Annotated in this window: 11 protein-coding genes and 1 tRNA gene; 6 read left to right on the top strand and 6 right to left on the bottom strand. The window is 69.6% G+C overall.

Annotated elements, in window-relative coordinates; all coding sequences use genetic code 11:
- Positions 1–48: 48 nt before the first annotated feature.
- Both ACXN5S_RS07950 and ACXN5S_RS07945 read right to left on the bottom strand, forming a co-directional pair.
- Positions 49–948 carry an EamA family transporter gene (locus tag ACXN5S_RS07950; protein WP_458604886.1) on the bottom strand — a complete coding sequence of 300 codons (900 nt, stop codon included), beginning with the start codon at positions 946–948 and terminating at the stop codon, positions 49–51.
- Between the two features lie 21 nt (positions 949–969).
- Positions 970–1866, bottom strand: coding sequence for a fatty acid desaturase (locus ACXN5S_RS07945; protein WP_458604885.1), 897 nt, complete (start codon positions 1864–1866; stop codon positions 970–972).
- Between the two features lie 126 nt (positions 1867–1992).
- On the opposite strand from ACXN5S_RS07945, the gene ACXN5S_RS07940 reads away from it, so the two are divergent.
- Complete coding sequence (locus ACXN5S_RS07940) at positions 1993–2841, top strand: helix-turn-helix domain-containing protein (RefSeq protein ID WP_458604884.1); 849 nt, start codon at positions 1993–1995, stop codon at positions 2839–2841.
- Positions 2842–2853: 12 nt separating this feature from the next.
- On the opposite strand, the gene ACXN5S_RS07935 is transcribed toward ACXN5S_RS07940, so the two are convergent.
- Both ACXN5S_RS07935 and ACXN5S_RS07930 read right to left on the bottom strand, forming a co-directional pair.
- Positions 2854–3333 carry a lipocalin/fatty acid-binding family protein gene (locus ACXN5S_RS07935; RefSeq protein ID WP_458604883.1) on the bottom strand — a complete coding sequence of 160 codons (480 nt, stop codon included), beginning with the start codon at positions 3331–3333 and terminating at the stop codon, positions 2854–2856.
- Positions 3330–4364, bottom strand: a complete 1035-nt coding sequence (locus ACXN5S_RS07930) for an aldo/keto reductase (RefSeq protein WP_458604882.1) — start codon at positions 4362–4364, stop codon at positions 3330–3332. Before ACXN5S_RS07930 ends, ACXN5S_RS07935 begins: the two co-directional genes overlap by 4 nt.
- 443 nt (positions 4365–4807) lie before the next feature.
- Here ACXN5S_RS07930 and ACXN5S_RS07925 point away from each other — a divergent pair, with 443 nt between their 5' ends.
- Positions 4808–6058 carry an MFS transporter gene (locus ACXN5S_RS07925; RefSeq protein ID WP_458604881.1) on the top strand — a complete coding sequence of 417 codons (1251 nt, stop codon included), beginning with the start codon at positions 4808–4810 and terminating at the stop codon, positions 6056–6058.
- Here ACXN5S_RS07925 and ACXN5S_RS07920 read toward each other — a convergent pair.
- Positions 6028–7200, bottom strand: a complete 1173-nt coding sequence (locus ACXN5S_RS07920; RefSeq protein WP_458604880.1) for a hypothetical protein — start codon at positions 7198–7200, stop codon at positions 6028–6030. The two genes, ACXN5S_RS07925 and ACXN5S_RS07920, sit on opposite strands and share 31 nt — an antisense overlap.
- 120 nt (positions 7201–7320) lie before the next feature.
- Here ACXN5S_RS07920 and metG point away from each other — a divergent pair, with 120 nt between their 5' ends.
- Complete coding sequence (gene metG, locus ACXN5S_RS07915; RefSeq protein WP_458604879.1) at positions 7321–9048, top strand: methionine--tRNA ligase; 1728 nt, start codon at positions 7321–7323, stop codon at positions 9046–9048.
- 411 nt (positions 9049–9459) lie between these two features.
- Positions 9460–9536, top strand: a tRNA-His gene (locus ACXN5S_RS07910).
- 52 nt (positions 9537–9588) lie between these two features.
- On the opposite strand, the gene ACXN5S_RS07905 is transcribed toward ACXN5S_RS07910, so the two are convergent.
- Positions 9589–10155 (bottom strand): TetR/AcrR family transcriptional regulator, encoded by a 567-nt coding sequence (locus ACXN5S_RS07905; protein ID WP_458604878.1) that lies wholly within the window; start codon positions 10153–10155, stop codon positions 9589–9591.
- A 150-nt stretch (positions 10156–10305) separates the two neighbouring features.
- Between ACXN5S_RS07905 and ACXN5S_RS07900 the strand changes: the two genes are divergently transcribed.
- Positions 10306–11424, top strand: a complete 1119-nt coding sequence (locus ACXN5S_RS07900; protein ID WP_458604877.1) for a zinc-binding alcohol dehydrogenase family protein — start codon at positions 10306–10308, stop codon at positions 11422–11424.
- Positions 11425–11638: 214 nt separating this feature from the next.
- Positions 11639–12346, top strand: a complete 708-nt coding sequence (locus ACXN5S_RS07895; RefSeq protein ID WP_458604876.1) for a glyoxalase superfamily protein — start codon at positions 11639–11641, stop codon at positions 12344–12346.
- The last annotated feature ends 68 nt before the right edge of the window (positions 12347–12414 follow it).

Raw genomic sequence — 12414 nt, 5'->3', positions numbered from 1 at the left:
GCCCGGAATTCGCGCGAATTCCGGTACGATTTCCGCGCGAAAATCGACTTAGCCCAGAAGCACCAGCGCAATGATCGAGACGGCGAGCAGCACCAGCCCCTGAAACTCGCGGCGGCTGATGCGCTCGCCGAACCATAGGGCAGAGAGGGCGAGAGAGAAGATCAGCTCCACCTGCCCCACCGCATTCACATATCCGACCGTCTGCAGCGTGAAGGCGGTGAACCAGCAGAACGAGCCCGCAAGCGAGGTCAGCCCGGTCACCCCCGCCACCCGCCAGGCGGCGAAGACGCGCCAGAGCTCAACCCGCTGCCGCCAGAGCATCCACAGCCCCAGGCCGATCGCCTGCGCCGCCGTCACGCACATCAGCGTCACCAGCGCCCGCAGCACCGCATCGCCGCCGCCGAGGCTGAGCGAGGCACCCCGGTAGCCCACGCCCGAAAGGCCGAACAGCAGGCCCGAGAGCAGCCCCAGCCCAGCTGCCGGGTGGAGGAGACGTCGCCAGCCGCTCCCCAGCGATGGCGTGTCGGTCAGCAGCAGCACGCCGCCGAAGCCGGCCACCATGGCGGCAAAGCCCGCCCAGGTGACGCCCTCGCCCAGGATCACCCAGCCGACGAGCACGCTCATCAGCACCTCGGTCTTCTTCAGCGTCATGCCGACGGCGAAGTTGCGCATCGAGAACAGCGTCACCGTGCAGACCGTCGCGAAGATCTGCGCCAGCCCGCCCGACAGTGCGTAGGGCCAGAAGCCGGCCGGCACCTGCGGCACTGCCTGCCCGCTCCACCTTGCATAGCCGAGCATCAGGAAAGGCACGAGCGGGGCCGAGAAGGCGAAGCGCGCGAAGGTGGCGCCGGCGCTGGAGAGGCCGGCGCTCTTCAGGTGCTTCTGCGTCGCGAAGCGCAGGGATTGAAACCCGGCGGCGGCGAGGGTGATGAAGATCCACGGCTCCATGGCGGAGCCATTGGCACGGCCTCAGCCGCGGCGCCAGAGCGGGTGCGACACCGGATCCTTCCGGGCGAAGAAATAGCGCCGGAAGACCTCACCGTAGCTGGCGAAGCGGTAATGCTCGTTTCGGCCGAGGTAGCGGCCCGGATTGGCCCGGTAGAGGCCGGGCAGCCGGTACCAGGGCACGCGCGGATGCATGTGGTGCACGACATGCAGGTTGTTGTTGAGAAAGAGCAGCGCCAGCGGCCCGCGATCCTCGATGATGACGGTGCGGGCGCGCACCTTCTCATGCGCCTGATGCTCCAGAAAGGTGCGGATCTTCAGCAGGCTGAGGCCCAGATAGGCAGCGACCAAATAGGCCCAGAGCGGCAGCGGCGACAGCGCGGCGAGGAGGAGCGGCGCGAGCATCGCCGGCAGGTGCCCGGCCCAGGCGCGGCTCACAGCCCGGTTGCCGGCGCGGATGGCGCGCAGGTCGCCCGCGATGAAGCTCGCCGAGCCGATGATCGGCCCGATGACCAGCCGCCCCAGCAGCGTGTTGTTGAAATTGTAGATCGCGCGGGCCATGCCCGGCAGGCTGTCCCACACCGTGCCGTCCAGATAATTCGTCTCGGGGTCGTCGAAGGGGTCGGTCAGCTGGCTGTCGCGGTGATGCGCCAGATGCGTGTCGCGGAAGCGCCGGTAGGGGATCACCAGCGCCAGCGCCGGCCAGACGATCAGCTCATTGGCCCAGCGCGCCTCAAACGGGTGGCCATGGATCGCCTCGTGCTGCAGCGAGGCATGCTGGGCGATCGCCCAGGCGAGCACCGGGATGGCCAGCCACGGGCTGAGAAGTGACAGCCCGAACAGGGCGGCGCCCCAAATGGAATAGGTGAGGGCCAACAGGCCCAGCGTCGGCCATTCGGCCGATCTGTGTTTTGCGATCATGTCTGCCCCTGAAGCCGCATTTCCCCTGCGGCTATGTCGCAGGCTAACTCAAACATGCCCCGCGTCGCAGACGGGATTGCTGCACCAGAACTTGAACATTGTTTCGTTTTGTCACCATATGCGGGAATGGACAAACGCGACCGCGCCACCATCTTCCGCGACCGGCTTGACCGGGCCATGCGCGACCAGGGCATGAGCCAGGCCCGGCTGGCCCGGCTCGTCGGCTCTGATCGCTCGACGATTTCGCAATTGTTAACGGATGGTAACCTCCGCCTGCCCAATGCGCAGTTCGTCGGCGAATGCGCCGCGGCGCTTGGCATCTCGTCGGACTGGCTGCTGGGCCTGACGGCCCGGCGCGAGCGCGCGGCCGATCTGGTGGCGGCCGCGATCTCGATGACAGAGGCGCCGCGCGCGCTGATCGATGAGCGCATCTTCGCCTGGCACCGAGAGGCCGCCGGCTACAAGATACGACATGTCCCGGCCGCCCTGCCCGACATGCTCAAGCTGCCAGAGCTGATGGCCTGGGAATACGAGCCGAGCCTTGGGCGCACCACGCAGCAGGCCATCGGCGCCTCGGAAGACCGGCTGACATGGATGCGGCAGAGTCAGTCCGATTATGAGATCGCCATGCCGCTGCACGAGGTCACCACCTTCGCGCGGGCCGAGGGCTATTATGCCGGCCTCTCAGCCGAGATCCGCCGCGCCCAGCTCGCCCATTTTCAGGCGCTGCATGCCCAGCTCTACCCGGCTCTGCGCATCTATCTCTTCGATGCGCGCCAGCTCTATTCGGCGCCGGTCACGATCTTCGGCCCGCTGCTGGCCGTGCTCTACCTCGGCCGCAACTACCTGACCTTCCGCGATACCGAGCGGGTGCGCGCCATCTCGCTGCATTTCGACACACTGGTGCGCGCCGCCAGCATCTCGGCCCGCGACCTGCCGGTGCATCTGGAAAGGCTGGCGGCGGAAATCGAGTGAGCCGCGGGGCCCCTACCCCTGCAGCGCAGCCAGGTCGTAGCCGTTGAAGTCGAGCATCTCGCGGGCGGCGTTCATCAGGTCGGGCCGCTGCCCCAGCTCGGGCCGCGTGAGCACGAAACCGAAGGAGCCGCCCGGCGTGCCGAGCACCGCGACGCGGAAGGTCTCGTCCGCCCAGAGCAGCCAGAGCGGCCCCGCCGGCGTGTCCCACCGCCCGGGCGCCACTTGCGTCAGCGCCCAGCTGCCATTGCCCCAGCGCAGCTCACCGGCCCCGCTGCCGGTGAGGCTGATGCTGACAGGGGCGCCGACGGCAGGCCCGGGTCCCGGATAGGCCGCCGCGACCTGCCAGTTCCCGGCCAGCGCATCCGCCGTGCCTCGGGTGGTGGAGGCGATGGGAGTGCCGGCCGTGCGATACGAGGCGGGTGCCGGGGCCTCGCGGGCGCAGCCGGCGAGAGCCAGCAGCGCAAGGGCGAGGGCCGCGCGGGGCAGGCTCAATACGGCATCGGGTGGCGCTTGTGGGCCACCTCGATCTCTTCGATCAGCTCGGGCGACAGCGTGGTGCCATAGCCGTTGAGGATATGTTCGAGCTGCGCATCCGTCCGGGCGCCGATGATGGGGGAGACGGCGAAAGGCCGCGTCGCCTGCCAGTTCAGCGCCATATGCACGGGGTCGATCCCGTGGCGCGCGGCGATCTCCAGATAGACATCCACCACCCCGTCGACCCGCTCAGAGGCGCGCCCACCGAGATCGTTCTGGCGCGATTTGCGGCTGCCCTCCGGCACGGCGCCTCCGGCATATTTGCCGGTCAGGTACCCCGCGCCGAGCGGCGAGTAGGAGAGGAGCGTCACGCCCTCATGCACCGACATCTCGGCCATGTCGGTATCCCACAGGCGGCAGAGCAGCGAATATTCGTTCTGCACTGTCACAACGCGCGGGGCGCTCAGCGCCTCGGCCCGGTCGATCCAGCGGATCGTGCCCCAGGCGCTTTCGTTGCTGAGCCCGAAATGGCCGATCTTGCCCTCGTCGCGCAGCGCCTTCAGCGTCAGCAGGCAATCGTCCATATGCGCCAGCGTCTCGGCGGTGTTCTGGTGCGAGGGATCGAAGCGCCAGTTCTGGCGGAAGGAATAGGCACCGCGGTTGGGCCAGTGGAACTGGTAGATGTCGATGTGATCGGTCTGCAGCCGGCGCAGCGAGGCGTCCACCGCCGCGCGCACGGCGGCGCCGTCGATGGGCGCGCCATCGCGGGCCACGCCGCCCTCGCCGGTGATCTTGGTGGCGATCTTCCAATCCTGCCGGCCATTGGCGGCGATCCAGGTGCCGATGAATTCTTCAGTGCGCCCAAGGGTTTCGGCGGTGACGGGAGCGACAGGATACATCTCGGCGGTGTCGAGAAAATCCATCCCGAAGGCGCGGGCGCGCGAGAGCTGGCGATGCGCCTCTGCCTCATCCGTCTGATTGCCGAAGGTCATGGTGCCGAAGCACCAATCGGACACATCGAGGCTGCCGCCGATCACTCGTCTTTTCATATCGTCCCGTCCCTGCTTCGGCGCGACACCCTAAGGACGGGGGCGCCGGGGGCAAGGGCGGCGGGGCGGAAATCTGAGCGGCGGTGGCTTGGGGGAGCTGGGAGGCGGCGTTTTGGGGCCGTGTACGGCACAGGCGAGGGCATTGTGCGACGCATGCTCCACCCGCCCTGCCCTTGAGTGCCCGCCTCGCACGCCGGCCCGTGGGGTGGCGCAGCTCCCCAGCGCAGGGCTAAGCGCAAGCGTCACCAGAGCGCCAGCCCGCCGGAACGGGCCGCGCTCGCGCGGCGGCCTGAAGGCCTTGATTCCGCGAGGGGCAAGGAGCGGTGCCGGCTCTGCAGAGAGCGGCGGTGCCGATTGCTCCACCACCGAGCATCCGAAAACGCCGCCTCTTGTCGCTATTGGCCAAGCAGGGGGAAAGCGGAAGGCGCACCCATTGCCCGGCCATGCGCCTGATGCTCACCTTCCTCCCGCTGCTGCTCTCCGTCATGCTCCTGCAGCTCTCCTCCGGCGGCGTCGGCCCGATGGACGCGCTGACGGGGCTGGCGGCCGGGTTCTCCACCGGCTCGGTCGGCCTGCTCGGCTCCGCGCATTTCCTCGGCTTCTTCGCCGGCTGCTGGTGGGCGCCGCGGCTCATGGGCTCCGTCGGCCATGCCCGCGCCTATGCCGGCTTCACCGCGCTCGGCGCCATCGGCCTCGCCTCGCATATCCTCGTCACCGACGCCTGGGCCTGGACGGTCATGCGCATGGCCACCGGCCTCTGCGTCGCCGGCTGCTATACCGTCATCGAAGCTTGGCTGATGGCGCGGCTGACCAACGAGACGCGCGGGCGGGCCATGGGCTCCTACCGGGTGGTCGACATCTCGGCGAGCCTCGTCGCCCAGTATCTGATCGGCGGGCTGGCCGACATGCCGACCTACACCGCCTATGCGCTGCTCACGATCCTCTGCTGCGCCTCGATCCTGCCGCTGGCCGTCACCCGCATCCCCGCCCCCGCCGCACCCACCGCCGGGCGGCTCCGCCCCGGCCTGGCCTGGCGCTGCTCGCCGCTCGCCGTGGCGGCGGTACTGGTCTCGGCCGTCTCCGGCGCCTCGTTCCGCATGGTCGGGCCAATCTATGGGCAGGAGGTCGGCCTGCAGGCCAGCCAGATCGGCGCCTTTCTGGCCTTCTATGTGGGCGGCGGCGGGCTGGCGCAGATCCCCGCCGGCTGGCTGGCCGACCGGGTGGACAGGCGGCATGTGCTGATCGGCCTCTCCGTCGCCGCCATCTTCGCCTGCGGCGCCACGGTGCTGGCGGCGGGCGGCGGCACGCTGGCGATCATGGCGGCGGCGATGCTGTTCGGCGCGGTCACGGTGCCGATCTATTCCGTCGCCACCGCCCATGCGCATGACTTCGCCACCTCCGACGAGCGGGTCGAGCTCTCTGCCGCGTTGATGTTCTTCTATGCCGTCGGCGCCATCGCGGCGCCATGGAGCACCTCGGCCCTGATCGCGGCCTGGGGCCCCTCGGCGCTCTTCCTCGTCATCACCCTGGCGCATGTGGCGCTGGTGGGCTTCAGCCTGATCCGCATGCGCAGCCGCCCGGCAGAGCGAAAGACCGCCTATGCCTATGCCCCGCGCACCAGCTTCCTGATCGGCTGGCTGACCCGGAAGGAGCGCGAGGCCCCTCAGAGCGCGAAACCGGGCACCCAATCGTAAAGCATCCGCTGCGGCAGCAGGATCGAGGGCACCCCCGCCTCTGAGCGCAGGGCGCCACCGCCGATGGCAGAGCCGGGGATGCCGGGCTGGCGGGTGCCCTTCTGCCAGTTCTCATAGGCATAGCTCAGCCCCTCGGGCCCCTCCGGCGGCTCGGCCAGCTCGACGCTCACCCGATTGCCGGACACCTCCACGCCACGCACCTCGCCCCGCGCCATGGCAAAGCCGTGCCGCCCGGATGGCGGCGCCGGGTCGAGCGCCAGCGGCCCGTCGGCGGCGAAGTCCAGATGGATGTGCCGGCCCTCCAGCCCCACACTCTGCAACAGCGGCAGGCCCCGAGCCTCGCCCCTCAGATCCGCCGCGATGGAGCGGCCGAGCGCCTCGCCCAGCAGCGCCTTCCCCTCGGCGCTGTGATGCACCCCATCCTCAAGCGGATATGGGTAACCGGTGGCGGCCAGAGTCGCATCCGGCCGCGCCGCCGCGAGATCGGCCACGGCCAGCCGGTTGGGCCAGGCATTGCCCGCGCCCTCCACCCCCGGCCCGGCCGCCTGCACGAAGTGCCAGTGGATCGGCAGGCCCAGCGGCGAGAGGGCTTCAGCGGTCATGTCGAGCATCGCGCCGGCATGGGTGAGGTACTCCGCCCGGCCCATCCGCCGCTCGCTCTCGCCATGCAGGAAGAGGCAGGCGATGGCGCCCACCGGCGTGCCGTCTCGTGCCGCCGCATCGCAGATCGCAGCCGTCACCTTCAGGAAATCCGTGAAGAGCGGCGAGAGCCCGCCGTCGAGCGTCTCCAGCAACCCGTCGATCTCGCGTTCGCCCTGCTGCAGGCCCAGCAGCCGCCGCCCGCCCTTGGCCCCGCTGCGCAGGATCACGCGGGCCGGCGCCGCCTCGCCCATCTCGTGCAACACCCGCGCCCCGGCAGCGGCGGTGAGCGACATGACGCGGCGCTCGAAGGGGGCAAAGGGCTCAAACCCGGTGATCGGCGCTTTCGGCGCCAGCCCCATGAGGCCGCGAAAGCCGTGCCCATCGTTGGGGATGACGAGACGCGGGTCCTCCAGCGGCGGCGCCTCCAGCCGCGGGCCGGCATTGTGGACATCGGCGTTGGACTGGCCGAAGGCCATGATCAGAAGGCTCTTGCCCTGCATCGCCCGCTCCCTGCCACGCGCCCTTTCAGGATGGCGGCTCGCACGGCCGCCCGCAAGGCCGCCCCCTCTGGCCAGCCCGCGCGCGCAAGGCTACATGGGCAGCGAACGACAGGAGACCCCATGGCCCGGCATCTCATCACCTCGGCCCTGCCCTATATCAACGGCATCAAGCATCTCGGCACGCTGATCGGCAGCCAGCTGCCCGCCGACCTCTACGCCCGCTACCTGCGGAACCGCGGCCACGAGGTGCTCTTTCTCTGCGCGACCGACGAGCACGGCTCGCCCGCCGAGATCGCGGCGCAGAAGGCCGGCATGGAGGTCGAAGCCTATTGCGCCGAGATGCACGAGACGCAGGCGCGGCTGGCCGAGGGCTTCGGGCTCTCCTTTGACCACTACGGTCGCTCCTCCGGGCCCCAGAACCGCCGGCTGACGCAGCATTTCGCAGCGCGGCTGGAAGAGGCGGGGCTGATCCGCGAAGTCTCCGAGCGGCAGATGTATAGCCATGCCGACGGTCGCTTCCTGCCCGACCGCTATATCGAAGGCACCTGCCCCAACTGCGGCTTCCCTGAGGCGCGCGGCGACCAGTGCGACAACTGTACCAAGCAGCTCGACCCGGTCGACCTGATCGAGCCGCATTCCACCATCTCGGGCTCGACCGACCTCGAGATGCGCGAGACCAAGCATCTCTACCTCCGCCAGTCCGCCATGAAGGACGCGCTAAACGAGTGGATCGACGCGCAGGGCGACTGGCCGATCCTCACCACCTCAATCGCCAAGAAATGGCTGAACGATGGCGACGGGTTGCAGGACCGCGGCATCACCCGCGACCTTGCATGGGGCGTGCCGGTGCAGAAGGGCGATGAGCCCTGGCCGGGGATGGAGGGCAAGGTCTTCTACGTCTGGTTCGACGCGCCCATCGAGTACATCGGCGCCGGGCAGGAATGGGTCGATGCCGGCAAGGGCGACGACTGGGAGCGCTGGTGGCGCACCGACAAGGGCGCCGACGACGTGCGCTACACCCAGTTCATGGGCAAGGACAACGTGCCCTTCCACACGCTCGGCTTCCCGGTCACGATCCTCGGCTCGGGCGAGCCGTGGAAGCTCGTCGATTACATCAAGAGCTTCAACTACCTCAATTACGATGGCGGCCAGTTCTCCACCTCGCGGGGGCGCGGCGTGTTCATGGACGCGGCCCTGGAGCTGCTGCCGGCGGATTATTGGCGCTGGTGGCTCCTGTCGCACGCCCCCGAGTCGGGCGACGCCGAGTTCACCTGGGAGAATTTTCAGGCCGGCGTGAACAAGGACCTTGCCGACGTGCTGGGCAACTTCGTCTCCCGCGTCACGAAGTTCTGCCGCTCCAAGTTCGGCGAGGCCGTGCCCGAGGGCGGTGCATACGGCGAGCGCGAAGAGGCGCTGATCGCCGAGATCGAGCGCCGCCTGCGCGCCTACGAGGCGCAGATGGAGGCCATCGAGGTGCGCAAGGCTGCCGCCGAGCTGCGCGCCCTCTGGGTCGCCGGCAACGAATACCTGCAAGCCGCCGCGCCCTGGGCCACCTTCAAGGAAGACCCGGACGCTGCCGCCGCGCAGGTGCGCATGGGCCTCAACCTCGCCGCGCTCTACGCGGTGATCTCCGAGCCCTTCCTGCCCTTCACCAGCGCCGCGCTGCGCAGCGCCCTCGGCATCAGCGGCGCCGGCTGGCCGGGGCCTGCGGAAGAGGCGCTGAGCGCCCTGGCCCCGGGCCATGCCTTCACGGTGCCGGAGAACCTGTTCTCCAAGATCACCGACGAGCAGCGCGAAGACTGGCAGGCCCGCTTCGCCGGCAAGCCCTCGGCGCTCAGCGAGGCCTGAGCAACAAGGCGGGGCGCTTCGGCGCCTCGCTGTTTAGGGGCCATCTCGCCGGTCCCGCCACCATAGGCGACGGCTGGCCTCCGCTCTGCGATTTCCTCAGCGTGCCCTTCCCCGCTATCCTCTACCCGAGCAGCAGCCCGGCCCACTCATTCAACCAAGAGCACAGCGAGCGCCCTCCGCGCTCGAAACGCTAGCCGCGCGCGCTCCCTCCCCGATCGTCGCCCCACACCGAAGCCAGCCCCTACCCCATCTTTGCTCAAACAAAATCCTCGGGGGGTGAATTGGCCCTCAGGCCAAGAGGGGGGCAGACGGCCCCCCACCGCCTTCTCCTCCCACGCACCACGACAGGTGCATTTCCCCCTTCCGCCGTCTTGCAATCACGCCCGCCCGGCTGTATCCGACCGCTCGCGTGCCGCCATAGCTCAGTTGGTTAGAGCGCTTGATTGTGGATCAAGAGGTCCCCCGTTCGAGCCGGGGTGGCGGTACCATTCCTCCCAGACAGCACCGGCCTCTCCCAGTGTCTCACCGGGAGCGTCGCGCCTAATCCCTCCGCAGCACCATCTCCACCGCCGCCGCGCTATGCGCAGCGACCAGCCGTTCCCTGTCGGCCCAGGGAAAGTGCGGGCGGGCGAGGAGCAGCGAGACGAGGCCGTGCAGCGTCGCCCAGAGGCTCTGGGCGCGGATGTCCAGCGCCTCCCCGGTCAGGTCGGGCCGCACCGCACTCACGATACGCAGCACATGTGAGAACGCGCGTGGCCCTGGATGGTCGGCCCCGAAGAAGTCGGTGACCCCGGTCTCGGACGCGGCCTTCGGGTGCTCGATCATGAAGGCGATGCGATAGGCCTGCGGATGCGTCAGGCCGAAGGAGACATAGGCTGCCACCAGCGCCGTGAGCTGCGCCTCGGGCGCCTCTGCGCGGGCCTCGTCCAGGCGAGCGGCGAGGCGGGCGAAAGCGCGGGCGCTGACCTCCTCCTCGATATGCTGGACCGAGGGGAAATGGGCGTAGAGCGAGGGCTGCGAGATACCCACGCGCGTCGCGATCTGCCGGGTGGTCACGGCCTGCACGCCGTGCTCGGCGAAGAGCTCCTCCGCCACCGCGAGGATCACGTCACGGCGCGAGGCGCCGCCTGCATCTGCGCGGGGTCTGCCCAGAATCTGCCCTTTCCGCTCGGCTGAGACCTCACTCCTAACAGGCGGGCTTGCCAGCGCAACCTATCATCGATAGGTATTCTGCCTATCATTGATAGGATGATCCCGATGACCGACCATCTCGCCGCCTGGCTGCCCGCCCCCTTCGCTTCGCTGGAGGTGGGGCCAGCCCCGCACATGCCGCCGGGCGAGGGGCAGATCCTCTTGCGGGCCCGCGCCGTCGCGATCAATCCTGTCGACCGCTACAAGCAGAAGATGGGCAACCTCATGTATTCGTGGATCAAATACCCCTTCGTGCTGGGCAACGATCTGGCGGGCGAGGTGCTGGAGGTCGGCCCCGGCGTGACGGGCTTCGCGCCGGGAGACCGCGTCGTGGCCCATGCGACAGGTATGGAGAAGAGCCGCAATCGCGCCGCCGAGGGCGCCTTCCAGAGCCATGTGCTGGTGCTGGCGCATATGGCCGCGAAGATCCCCGACAGCCTGGCTTTCGAGGCGGCGGCGGTGCTGCCGCTGGGCCTGTCCACCGCCGCCTCCGGGCTGTTCCTCGATGACCAGCTCGGGCTGGCGCCGCCGGGCCCGGTGGCCCAGGACCGGGGACAGAGCCTGCTCATCTGGGGCGGTTCGACCAGCGTCGGCAGCAATGCCATCCAGCTCGCGCGATTGGCCGGCTACCGCGTGGTGACCACCGCCTCGCCGCGCAACTTCGACTACGTGCGCGGCCTTGGCGCGGCAGAGGTGGTCGACCATGCCCCCCCCGACGCTCTGGACGCCGTGAGCCAGGCTTTGACCGGGCACAAGGTGGCCGGCGCGCTGGCGATCGGGCCGGGCTCGGGCCGGGCCTGCATCCGGGCGATGGCGCTGTGCGAAGGGCGCCCGAAGGTGGCCATGGCGACCTTCCCGCTCGACATCGACGCCCTGCCCGAAAGGCCGGGCACGGGCACCGCGATGACCCGCCTTCTGCCGCAGATGCTCGTCGGCGGCGGCGGGCTCTGGCTGCAGGCGCGGCGGGCGGGCGTGAAGACCAGCTCGATCTGGGGCACGGCGCTGATGGACAAACCCCTCAGCCGCCTGCTCTACGGCGAGCTCCTGCCCCGCTGGCTGGCCGATGGCTCTTTCACCGCCGCCCCGCCGCCCCTCGTCACCGGCCACGGGCTTGAGGCGATCCAGCCCGCGTTCGAGCGGCAGGCGCGCGGCGTCTCGGCGCAGAAGGTGGTGGTGACGCTCTGAGCGTCAGCCGCGCTCCGCCACCTCTCCCGTATTGCCTGATCGGCCGCCGCCGGCTAGCGCGAGAGCGGGCAAGCCCGTGCCGCCCGCCGCTCGCATCCTTCGGGACAGGGTGAAGGCTCTGGGACAGATGCCAAGAGACGCCCCCCGTATCCGCGCGGCACCTCCGGCAATGCGAGCACCGACGCCCAAGCCGCGCTGACATGGAGGTCGCTTCATGCGAACCTATCTCGACGCCAAACCCATGGCCCGGTCCCTGCGCGAGGCGCTGGCCGAGCAGGGCATCCCCCTCTCCCACTCCGCCAGCCTCGAGCTGGTCGCCCGCCAGTTCGGCCTCGCCGACTGGAACACCCTCGCCGCGAAGATCGGGCAGGTGCAGCCAGATGCGGCGCCGCTGCGCCTCCCCGCCGGCTGGGGAATGACCGGGGACGCGATCAACGGCGTGACCCATCGGCTGGGGCTCGACCCCGAGGCCCCCGGCGTTGCCCTCATCGAGAGCATCACGCCGCGCGGCGAGGGCACCGACCTCGCCGGCAAGATCGCCGTCCTGATGCAGAGCCTGCGCGCCGAGCCCTACCTCGGGCAGCGCCTCCGCCTGACCGTCTCGCTGCGGTGCGAGGCGGCGGACGAGGTGACGGCCTTCTTCCGGGTCGATGCGCCCGGCACCGGCACCCTGCGCTTCGACAACATGTTGAACCGGGGCGGCGGGCTGACGGGCACGGCGGGCTGGACGGAGCGGCAGATGGTGCTGGAGGTGCCGGACGGCGCCGGCAGCATCCACTACGGTTTCTTCCTTCGGGGCTACGGCCGCGCCTGGGCCCGCGACGTCTCGGTTGAGGCGGTGGGAGAGGACGTGCCGATCACCGCCCGCAACAGCCAGCACCTGGAGGCGCCGCGCAACCTCGACTTCCGCGAAAGCGCCTGACGGCCAAAAAGAAGGGGCCCCGCCAGCCGGCGGAGCCCCCCCCAAAGATCTGCGAGACGGACCGGCAG

The sequence above is a fragment of the Pseudoroseicyclus sp. H15 genome, from assembly GCF_054353345.1.
This window is presented reverse-complemented; position numbering and strand designations above follow the sequence as displayed.

Bases quoted from the DNA above. Each gene is read 5' to 3' on its own strand.
- ACXN5S_RS07920 (WP_458604880.1), bottom strand. From the start codon at position 7,200: ATGCAGGGCAAGAGCCTTCTGATCATGGCCTTCGGCCAGTCCAACGCC.
- ACXN5S_RS07925 (WP_458604881.1), top strand. From the start codon at position 4,808: ATGCGCCTGATGCTCACCTTCCTCCCGCTGCTGCTCTCCGTCATGCTC.
- ACXN5S_RS07900 (WP_458604877.1), top strand. From the start codon at position 10,306: ATGACCGACCATCTCGCCGCCTGGCTGCCCGCCCCCTTCGCTTCGCTG.
- ACXN5S_RS07950 (WP_458604886.1), bottom strand. From the start codon at position 948: ATGGAGCCGTGGATCTTCATCACCCTCGCCGCCGCCGGGTTTCAATCC.
- ACXN5S_RS07940 (WP_458604884.1), top strand. From the start codon at position 1,993: ATGGACAAACGCGACCGCGCCACCATCTTCCGCGACCGGCTTGACCGG.
- ACXN5S_RS07945 (WP_458604885.1), bottom strand. From the start codon at position 1,866: ATGATCGCAAAACACAGATCGGCCGAATGGCCGACGCTGGGCCTGTTG.
- ACXN5S_RS07930 (WP_458604882.1), bottom strand. From the start codon at position 4,364: ATGAAAAGACGAGTGATCGGCGGCAGCCTCGATGTGTCCGATTGGTGC.
- metG (WP_458604879.1), top strand. From the start codon at position 7,321: ATGGCCCGGCATCTCATCACCTCGGCCCTGCCCTATATCAACGGCATC.
- ACXN5S_RS07895 (WP_458604876.1), top strand. From the start codon at position 11,639: ATGCGAACCTATCTCGACGCCAAACCCATGGCCCGGTCCCTGCGCGAG.